This is a genomic window from Lentzea rhizosphaerae (genome assembly GCF_042649515.1).
Taxonomy (GTDB): domain Bacteria; phylum Actinomycetota; class Actinomycetes; order Mycobacteriales; family Pseudonocardiaceae; genus Lentzea; species Lentzea aerocolonigenes.
Window position 1 is genome coordinate 389,207 of record NZ_JBHRZI010000057.1, and the last position, 22,268, is coordinate 411,474.

At 68.9% G+C, this 22,268-nt stretch carries 21 protein-coding genes; 10 read left to right on the forward strand and 11 right to left on the reverse strand.

The annotated features are described in order from the left end of the window. Positions 1 to 424: 424 nt before the first annotated feature. From ACFOWZ_RS46425 to ssd, 8 genes are all read right to left on the reverse strand, one after another. A complete protein-coding gene (locus ACFOWZ_RS46425; protein ID WP_382380848.1) occupies positions 425 to 1,045 on the reverse strand; it encodes a bifunctional DNA primase/polymerase in 621 nt (206 codons plus the stop codon). Between the two features lie 198 nt (positions 1,046 to 1,243). Further along, on the reverse strand, positions 1,244 to 1,669 hold the full coding sequence (locus tag ACFOWZ_RS46430) for an Rv3654c family TadE-like protein (protein WP_382380850.1): 426 nt from the start codon (positions 1,667 to 1,669) through the stop codon (positions 1,244 to 1,246). Beyond that, positions 1,666 to 1,965, reverse strand: coding sequence for a TadE family type IV pilus minor pilin (locus ACFOWZ_RS46435; protein WP_382380852.1), 300 nt, complete (start codon positions 1,963 to 1,965; stop codon positions 1,666 to 1,668). The genes ACFOWZ_RS46430 and ACFOWZ_RS46435 overlap by 4 nt, the downstream gene beginning before the upstream one ends. Before the next feature lie 10 nt (positions 1,966 to 1,975). After that, complete coding sequence (locus ACFOWZ_RS46440) at positions 1,976 to 2,137, reverse strand: DUF4244 domain-containing protein (protein WP_382380854.1); 162 nt, start codon at positions 2,135 to 2,137, stop codon at positions 1,976 to 1,978. 12 nt (positions 2,138 to 2,149) lie between these two features. Next, positions 2,150 to 2,677, reverse strand: a complete 528-nt coding sequence (locus tag ACFOWZ_RS46445) for a type II secretion system F family protein (protein WP_382380856.1) — start codon at positions 2,675 to 2,677, stop codon at positions 2,150 to 2,152. Then, positions 2,674 to 3,441: a type II secretion system F family protein gene (locus ACFOWZ_RS46450; protein WP_382380858.1), complete on the reverse strand. Its 768-nt coding sequence runs from the start codon at positions 3,439 to 3,441 to the stop codon at positions 2,674 to 2,676. The genes ACFOWZ_RS46445 and ACFOWZ_RS46450 overlap by 4 nt, the downstream gene beginning before the upstream one ends. Next, positions 3,438 to 4,550: a TadA family conjugal transfer-associated ATPase gene (locus ACFOWZ_RS46455; RefSeq protein ID WP_382380860.1), complete on the reverse strand. Its 1,113-nt coding sequence runs from the start codon at positions 4,548 to 4,550 to the stop codon at positions 3,438 to 3,440. Before ACFOWZ_RS46455 ends, ACFOWZ_RS46450 begins: the two co-directional genes overlap by 4 nt. 1,196 nt (positions 4,551 to 5,746) lie before the next feature. Next, entirely contained in the window at positions 5,747 to 6,781 is a 1,035-nt protein-coding gene (gene ssd, locus ACFOWZ_RS46460; protein WP_382380862.1) for a septum site-determining protein Ssd, read from the reverse strand. 436 nt (positions 6,782 to 7,217) lie between these two features. On the opposite strand from ssd, the gene ACFOWZ_RS46465 reads away from it, so the two are divergent. The 4 genes from ACFOWZ_RS46465 to ACFOWZ_RS46480 all read left to right on the forward strand — a co-directional run bounded on the left by ACFOWZ_RS46465 (position 7,218) and on the right by ACFOWZ_RS46480 (position 13,027). Beyond that, entirely contained in the window at positions 7,218 to 8,012 is a 795-nt protein-coding gene (locus ACFOWZ_RS46465) for an HAD-IB family hydrolase (RefSeq protein ID WP_382380864.1), read from the forward strand. Positions 8,013 to 8,638: 626 nt separating this feature from the next. Continuing rightward, positions 8,639 to 10,294, forward strand: coding sequence for a glycoside hydrolase family 3 protein (locus tag ACFOWZ_RS46470; protein ID WP_382381320.1), 1,656 nt, complete (start codon positions 8,639 to 8,641; stop codon positions 10,292 to 10,294). After that, positions 10,291 to 11,496 carry an exo-beta-N-acetylmuramidase NamZ family protein gene (locus ACFOWZ_RS46475; protein ID WP_382380866.1) on the forward strand — a complete coding sequence of 402 codons (1,206 nt, stop codon included), beginning with the start codon at positions 10,291 to 10,293 and terminating at the stop codon, positions 11,494 to 11,496. The genes ACFOWZ_RS46470 and ACFOWZ_RS46475 overlap by 4 nt, the downstream gene beginning before the upstream one ends. Before the next feature lie 7 nt (positions 11,497 to 11,503). Then, the gene (locus ACFOWZ_RS46480) at positions 11,504 to 13,027 is read left to right on the forward strand and encodes a serine hydrolase domain-containing protein (protein WP_382380868.1); all 1,524 of its coding nucleotides are present in this window, start codon (positions 11,504 to 11,506) and stop codon (positions 13,025 to 13,027) included. On the opposite strand, the gene pdxR is transcribed toward ACFOWZ_RS46480, so the two are convergent. After that, a complete protein-coding gene (gene pdxR / locus ACFOWZ_RS46485; RefSeq protein WP_382380870.1) occupies positions 13,010 to 14,347 on the reverse strand; it encodes a MocR-like pyridoxine biosynthesis transcription factor PdxR in 1,338 nt (445 codons plus the stop codon). The two genes, ACFOWZ_RS46480 and pdxR, sit on opposite strands and share 18 nt — an antisense overlap. A gap of 50 nt (positions 14,348 to 14,397) precedes the next feature. Between pdxR and ACFOWZ_RS46490 the strand changes: the two genes are divergently transcribed. The 3 genes from ACFOWZ_RS46490 to ACFOWZ_RS46500 all read left to right on the forward strand — a co-directional run bounded on the left by ACFOWZ_RS46490 (position 14,398) and on the right by ACFOWZ_RS46500 (position 16,744). Continuing rightward, the gene (locus ACFOWZ_RS46490) at positions 14,398 to 14,844 is read left to right on the forward strand and encodes a carboxymuconolactone decarboxylase family protein (RefSeq protein ID WP_382380872.1); all 447 of its coding nucleotides are present in this window, start codon (positions 14,398 to 14,400) and stop codon (positions 14,842 to 14,844) included. 71 nt (positions 14,845 to 14,915) lie between these two features. After that, positions 14,916 to 15,836 carry a MurR/RpiR family transcriptional regulator gene (locus ACFOWZ_RS46495; protein WP_382380874.1) on the forward strand — a complete coding sequence of 307 codons (921 nt, stop codon included), beginning with the start codon at positions 14,916 to 14,918 and terminating at the stop codon, positions 15,834 to 15,836. After that, positions 15,833 to 16,744 carry an N-acetylmuramic acid 6-phosphate etherase gene (locus ACFOWZ_RS46500; RefSeq protein ID WP_382380876.1) on the forward strand — a complete coding sequence of 304 codons (912 nt, stop codon included), beginning with the start codon at positions 15,833 to 15,835 and terminating at the stop codon, positions 16,742 to 16,744. The genes ACFOWZ_RS46495 and ACFOWZ_RS46500 overlap by 4 nt, the downstream gene beginning before the upstream one ends. A gap of 97 nt (positions 16,745 to 16,841) precedes the next feature. Here ACFOWZ_RS46500 and ACFOWZ_RS46505 read toward each other — a convergent pair whose 3' ends face one another. Further along, positions 16,842 to 17,282, reverse strand: coding sequence for an Lrp/AsnC family transcriptional regulator (locus tag ACFOWZ_RS46505; protein WP_382380878.1), 441 nt, complete (start codon positions 17,280 to 17,282; stop codon positions 16,842 to 16,844). A 106-nt stretch (positions 17,283 to 17,388) separates the two neighbouring features. Between ACFOWZ_RS46505 and ACFOWZ_RS46510 the strand changes: the two genes are divergently transcribed. Next, complete coding sequence (locus ACFOWZ_RS46510) at positions 17,389 to 18,204, forward strand: tryptophan 2,3-dioxygenase (RefSeq protein ID WP_382380880.1); 816 nt, start codon at positions 17,389 to 17,391, stop codon at positions 18,202 to 18,204. Continuing rightward, positions 18,201 to 19,301 (forward strand): kynureninase, encoded by a 1,101-nt coding sequence (gene kynU, locus ACFOWZ_RS46515; RefSeq protein WP_382380882.1) that lies wholly within the window; start codon positions 18,201 to 18,203, stop codon positions 19,299 to 19,301. The genes ACFOWZ_RS46510 and kynU overlap by 4 nt, the downstream gene beginning before the upstream one ends. Here the strand turns inward: kynU and ACFOWZ_RS46520 are convergent. Continuing rightward, positions 19,291 to 20,019, reverse strand: a complete 729-nt coding sequence (locus ACFOWZ_RS46520) for an oxidoreductase (protein WP_382380884.1) — start codon at positions 20,017 to 20,019, stop codon at positions 19,291 to 19,293. The genes kynU and ACFOWZ_RS46520 overlap by 11 nt on opposite strands. A 259-nt stretch (positions 20,020 to 20,278) precedes the next feature. Between ACFOWZ_RS46520 and acs the strand changes: the two genes are divergently transcribed. Then, entirely contained in the window at positions 20,279 to 22,261 is a 1,983-nt protein-coding gene (acs, locus tag ACFOWZ_RS46525; RefSeq protein WP_382380886.1) for an acetate--CoA ligase, read from the forward strand. Positions 22,262 to 22,268 lie beyond the last annotated feature (7 nt).

A 22,268-nucleotide genomic window follows, 5' to 3' on the forward strand; every position in this document is an offset into this window, starting at 1 on the left:
CTCACGGGTACCCGCGGCGCGCGCTCTCCACGTGCCGAACACTGTTTTCCCGCCTGCTACCGCTTCGCGACCGGATCCCTTGGAACATCGGCGGAATCTGGTGTGTTCGTCTCAACAGGACACGCGGGAGGCGTCGGTGTCGACTGCTGTGTGACGAACTCCGGGGAGGAGCCGGCTTCGCCGACCGCGGCAGAGCTGGCGCTCTGCCACTAACGTTCCTCGGCCCGGTCGCTGGTGCGGGAGGCTGTCCTTCGGGGTGCGTGTTCGGCTTTTCGCCCGGTCCTCCGCGGCCCCCGAAGTGCGGGGTACGAGGGCCGATCATCGGATCGGGCTGGGGTTGGAACGGCCGCGCAGGGCATCGTCTTCGGGGTTGTCGGGGAGAGTCCACGACGACACCCAGCGCGGCCGGGCTTTGTAGTTGTGGTTAGACGACTTCGAGCTGACGAACGGCCGGGGCGTGCAGCGCCTCGACGAGTGCGTCCTGCACGACGTGCGCGTCCGGCAGGTTCCAGCCGCAGATCGACGGCTTGACCCGCCAGTGCACGACACCGTGCGCCATCGGGGTGGGCGGCAGAGGGATGTACTCGCCCTGGGCGTAGTGGTGCACGTCCCTGTTGTCGGCCAGCTCGGCGTTGAGCTTCGAGCCGGACTTCACGAGGAACATCCACCGGCCGGACGGGGTCGCGGCGATCGGCACGGGAACGCCGATCGACCGCAGGGCGACGGCGGCGCGGCGGCCGAGGTCGGTGCCGACCTCGATCGCGTCCACCACGTGACCGGTGGCGACGAGAAGGCTGTAGGAGCGACCCGCCCACCACGTGGCGACCTGGTCGGGACGCGTCCCGATGCGGTCGACCCAGTCGCGGTGCACGGGGATCGGGCCGTGGAGCTCGAGCCCGCTGCGGCCCGCCCACTGGGTGACACCCTGCTCAGAACCGGCCGGGTAGGTGCCGGGCAGCACGGGCCAACCGCGGTACGCGAGGCTGACGGCCTCGGCACGCAGTTCGATGCGGAAGGCCCCGCGCCAGCTGTCCGACCAATCCATCTTCCGTCGCCTTCTTCCTAGGCTCTGCGCTTCGACATCGACGTGGTGCCGGTGTTCGTAGGACACCGCGTCGGTGCCGCCTCTACAACTAACGACACCGGCACCGGCCTCCGTAACCCCCGCTCGACAACTGGTAGCTACGAGACGACGAACGCCCTTCGCGAGAACGAGCCACTGAACTCCGGGCGTTTGGTTCGATCACCGTTCAGCATTCCCAGGCACCGGTGTGAGTCCGCTCACCGCCCGGAGGCGACCGCTCGTCGCGCTCCAAACGCTTCGATCTTCAGCCGGACCTGCCCTGGAACGTGCGTTCACCGGGCCGAACGGCGTAATCGCCGACAGCTCCACAACCACCTCCCAACCGCTCACCGCGCAGCCGACCAGCTCGGCCCTGTTGGCCCGCGCCACTCGTTTCGCCTGCTCACAAGCACTTTCGTCGCCATCGGTGAGACGAGCGGCGGCCGCGAGTGCCGCCAAATCGGCCGCACCGGTCACCCGGTGCCGCGCGACGACCGCCGCGCCGACCTGCGCACCGGCCACCGTGACGATGATCAGCAGCAACATCGCCACCACACCGCTCACCGCAGCCGATCCGCGCTCGCCGGCTGCCGCTTCACCGTTCATCGCGGCTCCAGCACGGCGAACGCCTCCGCGCTGAGCGGCAGGCCCAGCGGACCTCTCTTGTGCACGACGACCTTCACCGCGTCCACCTGGTCGTGGATCACGACACCGGCACCGGGCGCGATCTGCCCGACGGCCGCCTCTCCGCGCTGCCGTTCACCGCGCGCAGTGAGCCGCGCCGCCTCCCGAGCCGCGTCGGTGCACCGCATCTGCTCGACGACCGCCGTCAGCCCGGCGACCGCCAGCCCCATGACCACCAGCAGCGCACACACCGCGATGGCCGCCTCGACCGTGACCATCCCCCGGTCGTCAGACCGAAGACAGCGCACGCTGTATCAGCCCTTGCAACAGGTTGTGGACGAAGTCGCTGGTGGCCAGCACGTACAGCACCCCGGCGAACGCGGCCGCGGCCAACGTCCCGATGGCGTACTCCACGGTGCTCATGCCGCTGTCGTCCTTGAGCAGTTCCATCTCTCGTCTCCTTCAGTTGAGGAATTGACCGGCGAGCCCCAGCACCACCGGCACCACGCCGAGGCAGAGGAACGCCGGCAGAAAACACAGCGCGAGCGGCGCCGCCACCGCGACCGCGGCCTTCTGCGCCTTCGCCTCCGCCCGGTCAGCCGCGTCGGCCCTGGTCCGCGCGGCGAGCTCGGCGGTCTGCCCGGCAAGCGCCGCACCAGACCGCGCGGTCCTCCTGGCGGCCCTCGCGAGCTTCGCCGTGGCGGGCAACTCCAGCGCGGGTGCCCACGCCGTAACCGGGTCGGCCCCGAGCCGCAGGAGCTCGGCGACTCGACTCAGCTCTTCGATGCCGACCGCCTGGATCGCCGTGGGCACCGGCAGCCCGGCCCGCAGGCAGGCGGCCAGCAGGTCCCACGCGGCGGCCCGTTCGAACGGACCGTCGCTCTTCTTGGTGGCAGGCGGCGGATCGTGCGCTCGGGGCCTCAACCGTGCGATCGCTCGTGGCGACACCGGTAGCGCGAGAACCGCCAACGCGAGGAGGAGGAACGTCACGGCTCCACCCCCGTGATCCGCTTCGTCCACCACAGCCCGCCGGCCAGGAACACGGCGCCGAGGACCAGCAGAACCTGCCCCGCCGTCGTCCCGACGAGGACGTGCAACGGCCTGGCACCACTGAGCTCACCCAGCAACACCCCGAACACCGGCAGCCCGGCCAGCACCGCCGCACTGGCCCGCGGCCCGGCCATGCGCGCGTGCACCTGCCGCGCGAACGCCGCCCGCTGGTCGAGGTCACGCCTGGTGGCGTCCAGAACATCGGCCAACGCCACCCCGTGCTTCGCCGAAACGCGCCACGCCCTGGCCAGCTGATCCACCGCCGACCTCAGCAACGGCTGACGCAACTCCCGCAACGTCCGCTCCACATCACCACCCAGCCGCGCCGTGGCCGCAGCGGCCTTCAACACCTCCGCCGCCGGAGCAGGCGTGTCCTGCGCCGCACCTTCGGCCGCCGCCGCGGGATGGGCCCCGGCGCGCAGCTCGTCGATCACGCCGCCCAGCCCGTTGCTGAGCGCTTCAGTCGCCGCTCGGAGAGCCTTGTTCCGCTTGCCGTGCTTGAGGATCCGGTAGATCACCGTCGTGAGCACGGCTCCGGCGATCAGTCCACCAACGCCAGCCGCCAGGTACGTGACGACGACTGCCGATGCCAGCCAGATGTACGGCGGCACAACGACTTCTCGCTTGGTTCTGGGCCTGAGCCTGCGGAGTGGCTTGAGCTGGGGCCAGACCAGCAGCGCCGTTGCCAGCAGCAGAAGGCTCACCACAACAGCTCCTTCTGTTGCCAGCCGCCTTTCCTCGTCCAGACAGGACGAACTTCGAGCGTGTTCCCGTTGCGGACGAACGCCCCGATCTCGTTGAGGTAGCGCGAGTTGCCGTCCCGCCGCATGTGCAGCACCAGCCTCACAGCAGCAGCAACCTGACTGTGCAACGCCTGCTGGTCGAGCCCGCCCAACGCCCCCAACGCTTCGAGCCTCGCCGGCACCTCGGCCGAAGAGTTGGCGTGCAGCGTCCCGGAGCCACCTTCGTGCCCGGTGTTGAGGGACATGAGCAGTTCGCGAACCTCCGCACCCCGCACCTCACCGACGACGATCCGGTCGGGCCGCATCCGCAACGCCTCCCGCACGAGGTTCCTGACGGTGATCTCGCCGGCCCCCTCGACGTTCGCGGGCCGCGCCAGCAACCGCACGAACTGCGGATGGTCGGGGTGCAGCTCACCGGCGTCCTCGACGCACACGACCCGTTCGGTGTGCGGGACACATGCGATCAGCGCCGACAACAACGACGTCTTCCCCGACCCGGTGCCGCCGGTGACCAGGAACGCCAGGCGTTCGCGGACGATTTGGCTGAGCACGTCGGCGATCTCGGCGTCGAACGTTCCGAGCCGCTGCAACGCTTTCAGGTCGTGGGTGGCCTGGCGGAGGACTCTCAGCGACAAGCACGTGCTGTGGGCGATGGGCGGCAGAACGGCGTGCAGCCTGACCCCGCTGCCGGGCAACCACCCGTCGACGCACGGCGAGGCGTCGTCGAGGCGACGGCCGGCGGCCACCGCGAGACGTTGGGCGAGGCGGCGGACCGCGTCCTCGTCGGGGAAGGTGATCGTGGTGCGGTGCAGGCCGTCGGGGCCGTCGACCCAGACCTGGTCCGGTGCGGTGACGAGGACGTCGGTGGTGCCGGGGTCTGCGAGGAGAGGGTCCAGGGGGCCGGTGCCGCTGAACTCTTGGCGGAGGACCTGGAGTGCTTCCAGGACGTCTGAGTCGGCTAGGACGCCGCCGGCTTCTGAGCGGACTGCGTGGGCTACTACGGCGGCGGTCAATTCGATGTCGGCGCCTGCCAGGCGGTGGCGGACTCGGTCGATGAGGGCGGCGGTCATGTTGCGGCCTCTGGGATGGGTCGGCGGGGTGCGGGCTCGGCGTCGGGTGCGGGTGGTCTGGGGATGCGGACGGTGATGTCGCCGGCTCCCGGGCGGGCGGGGTGAGCGGGACTGCGGTCGCGGCGCGAGATTTCGAGTGGGTGGTGAGGAGGGCTGCGGCCACAACGCCGATTTCGGGCGGGCGCGGGTGAGCACGACTGCGACCACGACGCCGACTCCGGGCGGGCACCGGCAGCGGTCATGACGCGCCTCCCGGTGAGCGCGAACAATTCAGACTGCGGTCATCGCACGCCTCCAGGTGGGTGCGAGCAGTCAGGACTGTCTTGGGGGCACGGACTCCGGGTGGGCGCGGGTGGCCGGGCCAGTTGCGTCGCGCACTCGGGGGCGGTGGGCGCGGGTGGCCTGAGGGCGGTTGTGTCGCGCGACCCTTGGGGTGGTGGGCACGGGTGGTCAGAGGCGTGGTCATGGCGCTGCCTCCGGGCGAGTGCAGGCGATGCGGATCGTGGTCATGGCGCGTCTCCAGGTGAACGCGGGTGATCCGGACTGCCGTCATGGCACGGATTCCGGGCGAGCGCGGGTGGCTTGGGGGCAGTTGTGTCGCGCGCTCCGGGTGAGGTGGGCGTGGGGTGGTTGGGGCGCGCGCTCGGGGTGCGGTGGGCGCGGGTTGTCATGTCGCGGCCTCTGGGTGGCATTGGGTGGGTCGGTCGTGGTTGGGGTGGCGGGCGTGGCGGCCCCGGGGGATTTCTCGGCGGGTGGCGCGGAGCCAGGTTTCGTGGCACCAGGCGAGGAAGCGGGTCATTTCGGGGGCTCCCTGAAGATGTACGGAGGTGGGGTGGGGCGGCCGTAGTGGATGAGGTTGAGCAACATCCGGCACCAGATTCGGAGGCGGGTCACGGGCTGGATTCCTTTCGCGGCAACGGTTGGAGTGGGTTGACCAACAGCCCAGGCGGGAGGGTGGCCGGCGGAGAGGGAGCGGATCCGTCTGGATGGGCGAGCCTCGAGCGAGGGCCGAAAGGACCGCGTGGGGAGATCAGCCGAGCGGAGAGTCGGGCCGTGCGGGATGGCGCAGGAAGTTATCTAGGCGAGCCGTGGGATTGGCGCACAACGACATCAGCCATGGCGGCGGCCTCTTCCTGGCCGGTGTGTGGACCGGCGCGATGCGGAGGATCGCCTGTCTGTGCGCACGGGCGAGGTGGTTATGGGCGGAGTTCTTTCAGGACCAGGCGGGCTGCTGTGGCCAGTGGGCCCTTGGGGTTGCGGGGGAAGCGGCCGCGTTCCAGTGCCTCGGGCAGGCCCGGTTCCGGGCGCATTTGGGTCAGGAGGGGGATGCCTATGACGTCGGCCATTTCGGTGGCTTGGAGGTTGCCTGGGGACGGGCCTCGGACCACCAGGCGGATGGTTCGGCCCTGGGTGAGGAGGTGGGTGGCCAGACGGGTGGCGGCGGCTGTGGCTCGGACTTCGGCTGGGACCACCAGGATGGTCAGGTCTGTGCGGTCCAGGGCTGCCGAGGCTGCTGCTGTGGGGTGGCGGGGGAGGTCGCAGACCACGGTGTTGCCGGCTCGGCGGCCTGCGTCCAGGACTGCTGCCACGGCTGCTGGTTCTGGGTCTGGGCCTGCTCTGTCGCAGGCCAGGACGCTCAGGCTGCCGGAGGTGGGGAGGGCCGCTCGCAGGGCCGACATCGGGACTCGGCCGCCTGTGCAGTGCACGCCTGGCCAGCGGGCTCCCTCTTCGGACTCGGTGCCCAGAGCCAGGTCCAGGCCGCCGCCCAGCGGGTCGCAGTCGACGAGCATCGCTTCGCCTCCGGCCACCACGGCCTCGCGGCCGCAGGCTACGGCCAGGATCGAGGCTCCTGCGCCGCCTCTGCCGCCGACGAAGGAGACCACGCGGCCTCGGTCTGACGGTGGGCCCTCGCCGAGGTCGCTGAGAGCGCTCACCAGGGAGCGGCCCTCGGTGGGCAGTTCCAGGACGGCGTCGGCGCCCAGGGCCACGGCTGGTGCCCACGGCGGGTCGCCGCCGTGGATGACGAGCACGCCCGCGCGGCGGGGGAAGCCTGCGTCCAGGCACGCGGACACCGACGGCGGGTCGAGCAGGACCAAGGGGGCGGTGTGCCACTGGGCGCGCAGGGACGTCACGTCCGGGGCGCAGGTGAGCTGGCAGTCGGCTGCTGCGGCCACGCGGAGGACCTCGTCCAGCAGCGTGTCGTCGGTCAGGAGGGCGATGGGGTGGGTCATGGGGTCCACCGTCGACTGTCGTGATGAACGACACAACGAGGGAAGATCCAGATGTGGACAAATCGGCGGGTGTGGACAAGTCGCGATCTTGAGAGCCCTCGGACACCGGGACTGTCGGGGATGCGTGCGACTCTGAGGGGTTGCTGGGAAAGGGCGGCAGAGGTCCAGTCGATGCCACGAGGAAACGGGCTCTGGATATGGGACGACCCCCGCCAGGGGGGAGGGACGGGGGTCGTCAATGGTTCAGTCCCGGGGGGTCGGACTGAACCCGTCCGTCGAACCGGACTCTCCTACTGTATCCCCATGCGCCAGTCCTGCGCGCAACTTCGGCAACTGCTGCGGAGCAAGTTTCGGTAACCGTGGCGCACAACGGTTTCGTACACGAACGAAATGCCGCCCGAACGGCCTACTGACGAGTACACCTAAGCTGAGGTACATGAGTCGGATCGCCGCCTTCTTCGACCTCGACAAGACCGTGATCGCGAAGTCGAGCACGCTGGCGTTCAGTCGTCCCTTCTTCCAGGAGGGTCTGATCAACCGCCGCGCGGTGCTGAAGAGCGCCTACGCGCAGTTCGTGTTCATGCTCGCCGGGGCGGACGCGGACCAGATGGACCGCATGCGCGCGCACATCACCGCGCTGGCCGCGGGCTGGGACGTCGAGCAGATCCGCAGCATCGTGAGCGAGACGCTGCACGACATCGTCGATCCACTCGTCTACAAGGAAGCGACACAGTTGATCGCCGACCACAAGGAGCAGGGCCACGACGTCGTCATCGTGAGCGCGTCCGGGGCGGAGCTCGTCGCCCCCATCGCGCAGATGATCGGCGCGGACTACAGCGTCGGCACGAAGATGGTGATCCAGAACGGCCGCTACACCGGCGACATCGACTTCTACTGCGCGGCCGACAACAAGGCCGTCGCGATCAAGCAGCTCGCCGCCGAGCACGGCTACGACCTCTCCCGGAGCTACGCCTACTCGGACAGCGTCACCGACCTGCCGATGCTGGAGGTCGTCGGCCACCCGATGGTCGTGAACCCCGACCGGGGCCTGCGTCGCATCGCGCTCGAGAAGGACTGGCCGGTGCAGCAGTTCGTCGACCCGGTGAGCCTGCGCGCCCGCATCCCCACCCCGTCGGGCAAGGCAGTCGCGGTCACGGCGATCAGCCTCGGCGCGGTCGCCGCGGCCGGCGCCGCCTGGTACGGCCTGCGGCGCAAGCGGAACCGCGACTAGTCAAGTCCGTGATGGACATACGCACCCTTCGAGACACGTACCGGCGAGTAGCGGCAACACCGCGCACACGTGGTGCCCGCGTGAGTGCACGGAGCCGCCCTGGTGGCGGTACCCGAACGCGAACAAACGCTCACAAATCCAGAAACGCCAGTACTTTCACTACTGAACGTGGCTTGAACGGTGCACCCTTCCGAGCCCTTGCTGTGACCGCCCGCACGCACTTAAATGGTGGTGCGGACCTCGGGTCGGCCAGGGACCTGGCGAAGAGAAGCCAGACTCCACCCCGGCAGGGCTCCGTGCGCGGACTTCGAGTACCCACGCGCAGCACGCCGCGGGAGGCTTGTCGTCTAGGGCCTGCGTACCGGGACGCCGGACGCCGAGGCCAGGGTTGTACGACACGAGTTGCACGCTTGGTAACTCGCAAGCCCGCGCTGAAGACGGGGCACCCTTTCGAGGGTGCCCCGTCTGCTTGTTACGGCAACGAAACCCCCCGAAAGGCAGAATGTCCGCCCGTTGACCCACCACGCTGCCGTGAGTAACTTGCGAAATACGCCAGTTACCTGTGGGAACATCACCGGGAGGCTCGGACAGTGCGGAAGTTCGCCGCGTTGACGCTGGTCACAGCAATGGTCGCCCTCACGCCGGTGGCGAGAGCGGACGCCGCTGTGACCACGCTGCGCGGGATGTCGCTGGAACAGAAGGTCGGCCAGCTCTTCGTCACGTACGTCAACGGCCAGGCCGCCGACGTCCCGCACCCCAAGAACCAGACCGACTTCGGAGTGGCCACCGCCGCGGACGTGGTGCGCAAGTACCAGCCCGGCGGTGTCATCTACTTCAACAACTCCACGCGCGACAACATCGACACCCCCAAGCAGATCGCGCAGCTCTCCAACGGCCTGCAGAAGGCCAGCCGCATCCCCCTGCTCATCTCGACCGATCAGGAGATGGGTCTCGTCACGCGCATCGGCCCGCCGGCCACGCAGCTGCCCGGCAACATGGCGCTGGGCGCCGGCCGCAGCACGCAGGACGCGGAGGAGGCCGCCCGCATCACCGCCCAGGAGCTGCGGGCGATGGGCATCAACCAGAACTTCGCACCGGACGCCGACGTCAACTCCAACCCGGCCAACCCGATCATCGGCGTGCGCAGCTTCTCGAGCGACCCGAAGCTCGCGGCCGACATGCTCACCGCCCAGATCCAGGGCTACGAGGGCCGGCGCTGGTTCGACCCGAACTCGGTCACCTCGACCGCCAAGCACTTCCCCGGCCACGGCGACACGTCCGAGGACAGCCACACCGCCCTGCCGGTCTCGAACCGCAGCCTCGACCAGTGGCGTCAGATCGACGCACCGCCGTTCAAGGCCGCCGTCGCCGCCAAGATCGACTCGATCATGACCGCGCACATCCAGGTGCCGCAGATCGACCCGTCGGGCAACCCGGCCACGCTCAGCCCGAAGATCATCACCGGTCTGCTGCGCGAGGAGCTGAAGTACGACGGCGTCGTCATCACCGACTCGCTGGAGATGGCCGGCGTCCGCAAGCTCCACTCCGACGCCGAGATCCCGGTGCTCGCCATCAAGGCGGGTGTCGACCAGCTGCTGATGCCGCCGAACCTGGGCCTCGCGATCGACAGCGTCGTCAAGGCCGTCCGCAGCGGTGAGATCTCCGAGCAGCGCATCGACCAGAGCGTCCTGCGCATCCTCAAGATGAAGCTCCTGCGCGGCGTCATGCTGACCACCGAGGCCGACGAGGGCAAGGTCGACCAGATCGTCGGGTCGAACGGGCAACGAGCCCAGGCCATCGCCGACCGCACCATCACGGCCGTCCGCAACGACGCCCAGGCGATCCCGCTGAACGCCACCGCTGCACTGGTCGTCGGCACCGCGGACGCCCCGGTGACGGCTCTCGCCACCAGGATCAAGGGCACCAAGGTCGTCACGGCGACCAGCCCCACGCCGGCGCAGACCCAACAGGCGCTGGCAGCGGCGGCGAACGCCGACAAGATCGTCGTCCTGACCAACAACCTGAGCACCAGGCCCGCGCAGCTCGACCTGCTCAACCAGCTGGTCGCCACCGGCAAACCGGTCATCGCGGCCGCCACCGGCAACCCGTACGACGTCGCGTACGGCAACGCCAAGACGTGGCTCGCCACCTACTCCACCACGACCGTCTCCATGGAGGCGCTGGCGAAGATCCTGCTCGGCGAGACCAAGCCGCAGGGCAAGCTCCCCGTCGACGTGCCCGGCCCGACCCCCTACCCGTTCGGACACGGAGTGACCTGGTGAGAAGGCGGAGCTTCCTCACGGCAAGCGCACTGTCCGTCCCCCTCGTCACCACCGGCACCGCCATCGCGGCCCCGAAGCTCGCCACCGGCGCGGAGCAACTCGCGCGCGACGGCTGGCGCAAGCTGAAGGGCCGCAAGGTCGGTGTGCTCACGAACCCGACGGGCGTCCTCGAAGACCAGACCCACATCGTCGACTCGATGGTCGCCCACGACGCCAAACCGCTCGCCGTCTTCGGTCCTGAACACGGCTTCCGCGGCACCGCGCAAGCAGGCGGCTCCGAGGGCGACTACGCGGACCCACGCACCGGTATCCCGGTGTACGACACGTACGGCGCCAACGCCGCGAAGATCCAAGCGATGTTCACGAAAGCAGGCATCGACACGCTCGTGTTCGACATCGCGGACGTAGGCGCGCGCTTCTACACGTACATCTGGACGATGTACACGGCGATGCAGGCCGCACCGAACCTCGACTTCATCGTCCTGGACCGACCGAACCCCGTCGGTGGCACCGCGAACGGCCCGCAGCTCGACCCCGCCTACGCCACCTTCGTCGGCCTCAAGCCGATCGTGCAGCAGCACGGCATGACCGTCGGCGAACTGGCGCGCTTCTTCCGAGGCGAGTTCGACGTCAGGACCAACCTCGAAGTGGTCAACGTGAAGCACTGGCGCCGCAACGACCTCGACACCGGACTGCCGTGGGTGCCGCCGAGCCCGAACATGCCCACCCAGGACACCGCGCTGGTCTACCCCGGCACGTGCCTGTTCGAGGGCACCGTGCTCTCGGAGGGCCGCGGCACCACCCGCCCGTTCGAAACCGTGGGCGCACCGGGGATCGACTGGCGCTGGGCCGAGCAGCTCAACGCGCTCAACCTCAAGGGCGTCCGGTTCCGCGAGACCTACTTCTCGCCGACGTTCAACAAGTTCCAGGGCAAGACCTGCGGCGGTGTCAGCCTGCACGTCACCGATCCGCACTCCTTCGACGCCATCAAGGCCGCCGTCGCCATGCTGATCACCGCGAAGTCGCTGTACCCCGGTGTGTTCGCGTGGCGGCCCGACAACTGGATCGACAAGCTCAGCGGCTCCGACCGGCTGCGCAGGATGATCGACGCCCGAGCCGGACTGGACGAGATCGTCGGCGCGTGGCAGCAGGAGCTCCAGCAGTTCCGCCGCACCCGCCTGCCCTACCTGCGCTACCGGTGAGGACGCCATGCTCATCCCTGCACTGGCCGTCGCACTCGTGACGGCCGCGATCCCCGGCCACTTCGACCAGCCCCAGGACGGTTTCGCGAACCCCTGGACGACACTGCGCGAGTCCAACCCGTACTGGGCGAACCTCGACCCGGCGCCGATCAACACGGCGCTGCGGCAGCTCCGCGAGTTCCAGAAGCCCCAGGCGAACGGCAAACCGCTCTTCGCCGGCGCCGTCACGATGTACGTGCACGACGGCAAGATCGTCACGCACGACCGCACGGGTTACGCGGTGCTCTACAAGGACCAGGAAACCCAGCTGCCAGAACGAGAACGCGTCCCGATGCAGAAGGACACGATCTTCGACTTCGCCTCGATCTCCAAGCTCTTCACGTCGATCGCGGTGATCCAGCAGGTCGAGCAGAACAAGGTCGACATCGACGAACGCGTCGCCACCTATCTGCCTGAGTTCGGCGTGAACGGCAAAGAGAACATCACCGTCAAGCAGCTCCTCACACACACGAGCGGCCTCGAACCGTTCATCGCGTTGTGGAAGCTGTACCCAGACGTCCCGTCACGCATCAAAGCCGTCATGGACGTGAAGCCGAAATCCACCCCCGGCACCACGTACGTCTACTCCGACCTGAACCTGATCACGCTCGGCGAGCTCGTCCACCGCGTCAGCGGCAAGACGCTCGACCAGGCCGTGAGAGACGGCATCACCAAGCCGCTCAACATGAAGGACACCGGCTACAACCCGAAGGCCAAAGCCCGCACCGCCGCCACGGAGTTCCAGTCCGCGCCACCACGCGGCATGGTCCGCGGCGAGGTGCACGACGAGAACGCGTGGTCCCTCGGAGGAGTCGCCGGACACGCCGGTGTGTTCGGCACGGCCAAAGACCTCGCCATCCTCGGCCAGACGATCCTCAACGGCGGCACCTACCAGGGCCGCAGGATCCTGAGCGAGCACTCCGTCGAGCTGATGCTCACGAACTTCAACCAGCAGTTCCCCGACAACGCCCACGGCCTCGGCTTCGAGCTCGACCAGCGCTGGTACATGGGCGGGCTGAGCGGCATGGGCACAGCTGGCCACACCGGCTACACCGGCACGTCGTTCGTGATCGACAAGGCTTCACGGTCGATCGCGATCCTGCTGACCAACCGCGTGCACCCCAGCCGCGACTGGGGCAGCGTGAACCCCGCGCGCCGGGTCGTCGCCGACGGTCTGGCCAACGCGCTCGCCGTGAAGGCGAACGGGAGGCAGTGGCGCGCAACGACTTCCGGCGGCACCCTCACCGCGGACCGCCCGGTCGAGGTCTTCGTCGACGTCGACAAGGGCGACAAGCTGACGATCCAGCACTGGGACGGAACGCAGTGGCAGGACGTCCGCGCGATCACGACGACGAGCCGCCGCTGGGTGCCGACAGAACCCGTCAAGACCCGCTTCGTCTACACGAAGGCAGGCCAGTACAACGGCCGTGGCGTCTACGTGCACGCACGCGGAAACGTCACGGCAGAAGGCTGGTCAGCAGCAAGCCGCTAGCACCGCGGCGAACGGCTGGAGCGCCCGTGGAAACGCGGGCGCTCCAAAACTCACCACGATCCCTGTGCGGTCGTCGTCGCTCAGCTCGTGCCGGAACGACGAGAGAGCACTGACCTCAATCCCGCGTTCGCGCGCCGTCTGCACGATGGCGCTCTCGTGCGGTGTGTCGAGCACGGCGTGCATACCGGCCGCGATACCGGACACCGACGCGTACGGCGAGACAGCTTCCACGAGCCGGTCGCGCCGCCGTTGGTACTTCAACCGCATGCGCCGCACATGGCTGTCGTACGCACCCGACGACAAGAAGTCGGCCAACGTCAGCTGGTCGAGCATGCTGATGTACTGCTCACGATCGGTCTTCAACGCCAGGACCGGATCGACGAACCGGTCGGGCAGCACCATCCACGCGATCCGCAACGCCGGCGACAACGCCTTGCTCGACGTCCCCAGGTAGACCACGTGCTCGGGATCCAGCCCTTGCACGGCTCCCACGGGCTGCCGGTCGTAGCGGAACTCGCCGTCGTAGTCGTCCTCCAGCACAACGCCACCCACGCGCCGTGCCCACTCCACCGCCGACGCGCGCCGCAACGGGTGCAGAGGCCCTCCCAGCGGGAACTGGTGCGCCGGCGTGAGCACACACGCACGACGGTCGTCCGGCAACTGCTCGGTGTTCGCGCCGTGGTCGTCCACCGCCAACGGCACGGTCGACCTCCACAACGACCGGTGGAAGTCGAGCCCGTACTCCTCGACCACCACAGGACCTTTGAGCAGCCGGTTGAACATCCGCACGGCGTCCGCGAACCCCGAGCACACCACGATCCGCTCGGGGTCGGCCCGCACGCCACGTGCCCGCGCCAGGTACTCGGCCAGTGCCGTCCGCAGCTCGATCCGGCCCTGCGGGTCACCCGGCCCGAACGCCTCGGACGGCGCCGCCATCAACGCCCGCCGCGTCGAGCGGACCCACTCCGTGCGCGGGAACTCGGTGATGTCCGGTGTGGACACCGTCAGGTCGAACCGCACGTCCGCGTCCGCGGTCCGGCGCGTCACCGGAGGAGGTGGCGCGACCCGTTGCGCGACAACGGTTCCCGAACCTTGACGGGCGGTCAGCCACCCTTCGGCCACCAGTTCCGCGTACGCCTCGGCGACGGTGTTCCGCGCGATCCCCAGGTCTGCGGCGAGCGACCGCGAGGCCGGCAGGCGGGTCCCAGGAGGCAGCCGCGCCGACCGGACCGCCTCCCGCAGCGACGCCGTCAACCGGTGCCGCAGGCCACCCGGACCGGACAGGTCCAGGTGGAAGTCAAGATTGGCCCACGATTCCACGATCAGATTGCACCATGCCCAGGGCCAATCAGCGGCATAGGTTCAACGGCATGACGAACCGCATCGACCTCGCCAAGAAGGCCCCGAAGGTCTACCGCGCCATGATCGCCCTCGACGCCGCCGCCCGCGAAGGTCTCGACGAGCAGCTCGCCGAGCTCGTCCGCATCCGCGCCTCCCAGCTCAACCACTGCGCCTACTGCCTCAACATGCACACCGTCGACGCCCGCAAGGGCGGCGAGACCGAGGCCCGCATCTACCTGCTCAGCGCGTGGGAGGAAGCAGGTGACCTGTACACCGAGAAGGAGCAGGCCGCGCTGCGGCTGACCGAGGCCATCACCGTCCTGAGCAGCCACGAGTACGTCAGCGACGAGGTCTACGAGCGGGCCGCGAAGCACTTCGACGAGGAGGAGCTCGCGCAGCTCATCGCCCTGATCTTCACGATCAACTCGTGGAACCGGATCGCCGTCTCGACCAGGAAGCGCCCCGACGTCCGCTGAGCGAGCGCCGAGAGGGTGACTTTCGGACACAGTGCGTTGACCCTCGCCATGGCGGTTAGTAAGTTTCCCACGTGTCCACTGAAAGCAGTGCCGAGTCGAGTCCACTGGTGAAGATCCGGTCGTTGCTGCCGGGTCTCGCGCGCGCCGAGCAGCGCGTCGCGAAGGTGGTGCTGGAGAACCCGGCGACGGTCGCGCACCGCAGCATCACGGAGGTCGCCGAGCAGGCGGGCACCAGTGAGACGACGGTGACGCGGTTCTGCAAGGCCATCGGCGTGGGCGGGTACCCGGAGCTGCGCATCGCGCTCGCCGCGGACACCGCCCGCAGCCAGGCCAGGGCCAACCACGACATGGGCGGCGACATCGGCCCCGGCGACGACCTCAAGCAGGTCGTCGGCAAGGTCGCGTTCGCCGACGCCCGCGCGGTCGAGGAGACCGCCGAACAGCTCGACGTGGAGTCGCTCGCGAAGGTCGTCGAGGCCGTCGCGGGCGCACGCCGCGTCGACGCGTACGGCTTCGGCGCGAGCGCGTTCGTCGCGTTCGACCTGCAGCAGAAGCTGCACCGCATCGGCCTCACCTGCTTCGCGTGGAACGACACGCACGTCGCGTTGACGTCGGCGGCCGTGCTGACCGGCGAGGACGTCGCCGTCGGCATCTCCCACACCGGCTCGACCGTGGAGACCGTCGAGGCGCTGCGGGTCGCGCGCGAAGCCGGCGCCACGACGGTGGCGCTGACGAACTTCCCTCGCTCGCCCATCACCGAGGTCGCCGACCTCGTGCTGACCACGGCCGCACGCGAGACCACGTTCCGCTCTGGCGCCATGGCCAGCCGCATCGCGCAGCTGACCGTGATCGACTGTCTGTTCATCGGCGTCGCCCAGCACCACGTCGACACGGCGAAGACGGCGCTGGAGGCGACCTACGAAGCGGTGTCCGGCCACCGGCTGGGCGCGAGACCAGACGGTCGCAGGCGGCCGCGGGAGACGACTAAATGATCTCCCCCCGGAACGGTGTGGTGGTGCGCGTGGACTCTCCGACCGAGCAACGGAACCCTCGCACCACGGACATCGACCGGGTCCCCACGATCGAAGTGCTGCGCATGATCAACGACGAGGACCGCACGGTCCCGTCGGCGGTCGCCCAGGCACTGCCGGAGCTGGCCCTCGCGGTCGACCTCGGCGTCACCGCGATCATGTCCGGCGGCCGCGTCCACTACGTCGGCGCCGGCACCTCCGGGCGTCTGGCCACGCTGGACGCCGCCGAGCTGGTGCCCACGTTCAACGCCCCCGCCGACTGGTTCGTCGCCCACCACGCGGGCGGCCCCGAGGCCCTCGTCCGCGCGGTCGAGGAGGTCGAGGACCACTCCGGCGCGACCCAGATCCGCCGCCACGCGACCCCGAAAGACCTGGTCGTGGGCGTGACGGCGTCCGGACGCACACCGTTCGTGATCGGCGCGCTGCAGGAGGCGCAAGCGCTTGGCGCCCGCACCGTGCTGGTGTCGAACAACGCGTCGGTGCCGTTCGAGCCGGACGTCCTGGTCGCGTTGAACACCGGCCCCGAGGCGATCGCCGGCTCGACCAGGATGAAGGCCGGGTCGGCGCAGAAGCTGGTGCTGACGTCGTTCTCCACGGCCGTGATGGTCAAGCTCGGCCGCACCTACTCGAACCTGATGGTCAGCATGCGGGCCACCAACGCGAAGCTGCGCGGGCGGACGATCCGGATCCTGCACGAGGCCACGGGCCTGCCCGCGGGCGACTGCGAGCAGGCGCTGGCGGACGCTTCCGGCGACCTCAAGGTGGCGTTGGTGCACCTGCTGTCCGGCGTGCCGACCGAACGTGCGGCCGCAGCCCTGGAGGACACGAAGGGCCACGTCCGCAACGCCCTCGATCGCCTGGCCGGCTGAATCTCCCCCTGCTTTTACTGGAACGCGGGGGCCCCGCGTGTCCCTGGAGGGAACGTGGGACCCCCGCGTTCAGTCAGCAAACACGGATGGGTGAGGGTTAGCTGGGGAGGATTGGGCGCCACGGGATCGGGGTGCTGAGGACCATCGCGCTCGACGTCTCCCCGTGGCTCGCGAGCCGCACCAGAAGCCGTTCCAGCTCCGTGATCGACGTCGTCACGACCTTCACCACCGAGCAGATGTCGCCGGTCAGCCGCACCACCTCGACCACCTCGGGCAGGTCGTCGAGCAGTTCGGGATGCACCGTGATGCACCTCGGGCCGTAGCACTTCATGCGCACCAACGCGACGACAGGACGCCCTACGACGGTGGGGTCGACCACGGCGCGATAGCCGGTGATGGCCCCCATGTTCTCCAGCCGACGGACCCGTTGCGCGACCGTCGGCGGTGAGACGTGCACTCGCCGTGCGAGCTCGTTGTACGACAGGCGCGCATCCTCTTGGAGCGCCTCCAACAGGGCCTTGTCGACCTCGTCCAACATGAACGCAAAGCTACCTGGCGATCTGATTTGCGATCAGAAGAAGTTCGGGCCGAACGCCTTTCGTCATCCATTCAGGTGAGCGACGGTTCCAGCGAGGATTGAAGGCATGAGCTGCCCCGTGTCCCCCAAGCTGGATTTCGGCGGCACCACGCCGTACGAGGACTACGTGCACGCGTCGGTGCTGCACACCCTTCAACAGCAGTGGTCCAAAGATCCGCGTGAGATGTCGTTCCTGGTCATCACGCAGGTGATGGAGCTGTACTTCGGCCTGCTCTGCTTCGAGTGGCGGCAGGCCCAGACCGAGCTCCGCGCCGACGACCTGCGCGCAGCCGTCCGCACGCTGCGACGTTCCGACCTGCACCTGCAGGCGCTGTCCGCGGCGTGGCGGCCGATCGCGCGCATGACGCCGACCGAGTTCAACTCGTTCCGCGACGCGCTCGGCGAGGGTTCCGGCTTCCAGTCGGGCATGTACCGCGAGATGGAGTTCCTGCTCGGCGAGAAGTCCGCGTCGATGCTCGTGCCGCACCGCGCGGTGCCGGCGATGCACGCGCAGCTGGAGGAGTCGCTCGCGAAGCCCTCGCTGTACGACGACGTGCTGGCTGCCTTGAAGCGCCGCGGGTTCGCCATCCCGCAGGAGATCCTCGACCGCGACCTCACCAAGGCCTACGAGGCGTCGTCCGAGGTCGAACAGGTGTGGGCGGAGATCTACCGCGGCGACGACCGCGACCTGCTCGAGCTCGGCGAGGCGCTGACCGACATCGCCGAGGAGTTCGCGCGCTGGCGCTACGACCACCTGCTCGCGACCCGTCGGTCGATGGGCGCGAAGGTGGGCACCGGTGGGTCCGCTGGTGTTGCATGGCTGGAGAAGCGCACCCAACGAGCGGTGTTCCCCGAGCTGTGGACTGCCAGGAGCTACGTGTGAAGCGCGAGCTGTTCGACATTCCCGAAGGCGTCATCTACCTCGACGGCAACTCCCTCGGCGCACCGCCGAAGCACGTCGCCGAACGGATGCAGGAGGTCGTGAAGCACCAGTGGGGCACGCGGCTCATCCGGTCGTGGAGCGAGGGCTGGTGGGAGGCGCCGCAACGGATCGGTGACCGGATCGGCCGGCTGATCGGGGCCGCTGAAGGTCAGGTGGTGGTCGGCGACTCGACGTCGGTCAACGTCTTCAAGGCGTTGACGGGCGCGGTGAAGGGCACCAGCCGCACCGAGATCGTGTGCGACGAGTCGACGTTCCCGACCGACGGCTACATCGCACAGTCCGTGGCGTCGTTGACGGGGCTGAAGATCCGGGCCGCGCATCCGTCCTCAATGGAGCTCACCGAGGACACCGCCGTGGTGCTGCTCAACCACGTCGACTACCGGACCGGCGCGCTCAACGACATGAAGGAGCTCACCGAGCAGGCGCACTCCGTTGGCGCGCAGGTGGTCTGGGACCTCTGCCACAGCGCGGGCGTGCTGCCGATCGAGCTCGACGCGCTGAACGTCGACTTCGCCATCGGCTGCACGTACAAGTTCCTCAACGGTGGCCCGGGTTCGCCTGCGTTCATCTACGTGCCGAAGCACAGGCAGAGCACGTTCGAGAACCCGTTGTCGGGCTGGAACGGGCACCGCGAGCCGTTCGCCATGGAGCCGAGCTACGAGCCAGACCCCGGCATCGTGCGGGCGCGCGTCGGCACGCCGGACATCCTGTCGATGCTGGCGCTCGACGCGGCGCTGGACGTCTGGGACGACGTCGACCTGGCCGAACTGCGTGAGCGCGGCCTGAAGCTGACCGCGTTGTTCCGCGAGCACGTCGAGAAGCTGACCTCGTTGGAGGTCATCACCCCGGAGGTGCGCGGCAACCAGATCTCCGTGCGCTGCCCGGACGCGAAGGCCGTCATGGACGAGCTGATCGCGCGGGGCGTCATCGGCGACCACCGGCCGCCGGACGTCCTGCGGTTCGGGTTCGCGCCGCTCTACGTGACCGACGAGGACGCGATCAAGGCAGCGGAAACCCTCGCGGAAATCACCCGGTGAGTGCGGCGTCCGCGATGCTCTTCGCCTCGCGGGCGCCCGCCTCCAACGCCGAGCAGACGAACAGGATCCACTGAGCGAGGCCTTCGAGCTCACCGGACGCGAACGCCACGGACGCGGCCTCGTACTCGGACGAACGGCGCAGGCAGGCCACCTCTGGCACGCCGAGCCCCTTGGGGTCCAGGCCGGTGGAGATCGACGTCAGCCTCGAAGCCGCACGCGCCACCACGCCGTTGGCGACCTCGAACGGCGCGAGGCCGAGCAGTTCGCCGTGCACCACCGCGACCACGACCGGGGCCGGCACCGACGTTCCACCGGTGACCAACGACCCGAGCAGGTCGAGTCGCTGCGACACGTCCGCCGAGACCCGTGGACGACCAACGTCCGATGCGAGGTCTGCGGCGGCGAGAACGTGCAACCGCGCGAGAGCCTGCAACGGCGCGCGCTGCCACGTGCCGACGAGACCGCCCAACGCCTCGGCGACCCGCAACGACCCCGCCAGCACGGGATCCGAGACCTCGCCGGACGACGGGATCTCGGTCGGCCCGCCCTCCAGCGCCGCCGACGCACGGGCCGCGCGCACGGACGCCTCGGCCGCGGTCGTGGCCCAGCCGCGCAAGTTCACCCGATGGCGGTGCACCTGGAAGACGGCGTCCTTGGCCGCGTTGGCGGCGTCGGCCACACCGGGCAAGGAAAGCAGCGGAGCAAGCGGATCGGTCACGGTCGCGCAGAGTACCTGACCAGGTGAAACGCGTGATCCAGCTCACTAGGGAGACCGTTGAGCGCGCAACTTGGTCCGTTCATCGCGCCACACGTGCTTCAACCAGACAAAACGGGTTACACAGTGACAGCCGTGTAACCAACCTCCCAATATTGGTCTGAACCTTTTGAGGGAGGAGCCTGTTGGAAGTGAACTGGCTCGCACTACGGTCAGTACCCGCATCCCCAACCGGTCTGGATTTTCCAGGAGGTCTCGCACCATGACGCAGTCGCCAGGCCAGGGCCAAGCTCTGGACAACCTGCTCACGGAGAGCAGGACGTTCCCGCCCTCCGACGAGTTCGCGGCACAGGCGAACGCGAAGCCCGAGCTGTACGAGGAGGCGAAGGCCGACCGCGAGGCGTTCTGGGCGAAGCAGGCGGAGCGGCTGCACTGGGACACCAAGTGGTCGCAGGTGCTCGACTGGTCGGACGCGCCGTTCGCCAAGTGGTTCGTGGGCGGAAAGCTCAACGTCGCCTACAACTGCGTCGACCGGCACGTCGAGTCCGGCCACGGCGAGCAGGTCGCGATCCACTGGGAGGGCGAGCCCGGTGACTCCCGCGCCATCACCTACGCCGAGCTCCAGCGCGAGGTCTCCAAGGCCGCCAACGCGTTGGTGTCGCTGGGAATCGGCGCCGAGGACCGCGTCGCGATCTACATGCCGATGGTTCCCGAGGCGATCTTCGCGATGCTCGCCTGCGCCCGCGTCGGCGCGATGCACAGCGTGGTGTTCGGCGGCTTCTCCGCCGAGGCGCTGCGCACCCGCATCGAGGACTCCTCGTGCAAGCTCGTGATCACGACCGACGGCCAGTACCGCCGCGGCAACCCGGCTCCGCTCAAGCCCGCCGTGGACGAGGCCGTCGCCGGCGCGCCGTCCGTGGAGAAGGTCATCGTCGTCAAGCGCACCGACTCCGAGGTCGCGTGGACCGACAAGGACGTGTGGTGGCACGAACTGGTGGACAGCCAGTCCGACGTGCACACCCCCGAGGCGTTCGACTCGGAGCACCCGCTCTTCATCCTCTACACCTCGGGCACCACGGGTAAGCCGAAGGGCATCCTGCACACGTCCGGCGGCTACCTCACGCAGGCGTCGTACACGCACTACAACGTGTTCGACCTCAAGCCGGACACCGACGTGTACTGGTGCACCGCGGACATCGGCTGGGTCACCGGCCACAGCTACATCGTCTACGGCCCGCTGTCGAACCGCGTGACGCAGGTCGTCTACGAAGGCACGCCGAACACCCCGCACGAGGGCCGCCACTGGGAGATCATCCAGAAGTACGGCGTCTCGATCTACTACACGGCGCCGACGCTGATCCGCACCTTCATGAAGTGGGGCGCGGACATCCCGGCCAAGTACGACCTCAGCTCGTTGCGCGTGCTGGGTTCGGTCGGCGAGCCGATCAACCCCGAGGCGTGGATCTGGTACCGCGACAACGTCGGTGGAGGGAAGGCCCCGATCGTCGACACGTGGTGGCAGACCGAGACCGGCGCGATCATGATCTCGCCGCTGCCCGGTGTCGTGTCGACCAAGCCCGGTTCCGCGCAGCGCCCGCTGCCCGGCATCGGCGCGAAGGTCGTCAACGACGAGGGCGTCGAGGTCCCGCACGGTGGCGGTGGCTACCTGGTGCTCGACGAGCCGTGGCCGTCGATGCTGCGCGGCATCTGGGGCGACGACGAGCGCTACCGGGACACGTACTGGTCGCGTTTCAAGGACCAGGGCTTCTACTTCGCCGGTGACGGCGCGAAGTACGACAACGACGGCGACCTGTGGCTGCTCGGCCGCGTCGACGACGTGATGAACGTGTCTGGCCACCGCATCTCCACCACCGAGGTCGAGTCCGCACTGGTCTCGCACCCGACCGTGGCCGAGGCGGCGGTCGTGGGCGCGTCCGACGCGACCACGGGCCAGGGCATCGTGGCGTTCGTGATCCTGCGCGGTGGCGCGGGTGACGAGGCCGGCGGTGCCGAGGCGATCAAGGCCCTGCGCGACCACGTGGCCAAGGAGATCGGCCCGATCGCGAAGCCGCGTCAGATCATGGTCGTGCCGGAGCTGCCGAAGACGCGCTCGGGCAAGATCATGCGCCGCCTGCTGCGCGACGTCGCGGAGAACCGCACGGTCGGCGACGTGACGACGCTGGCCGACTCGTCGGTGATGGACCTGATCTCGGCGGGCCTGCAGTCGGGCAAGTCCGAGGACTGATCCTGCG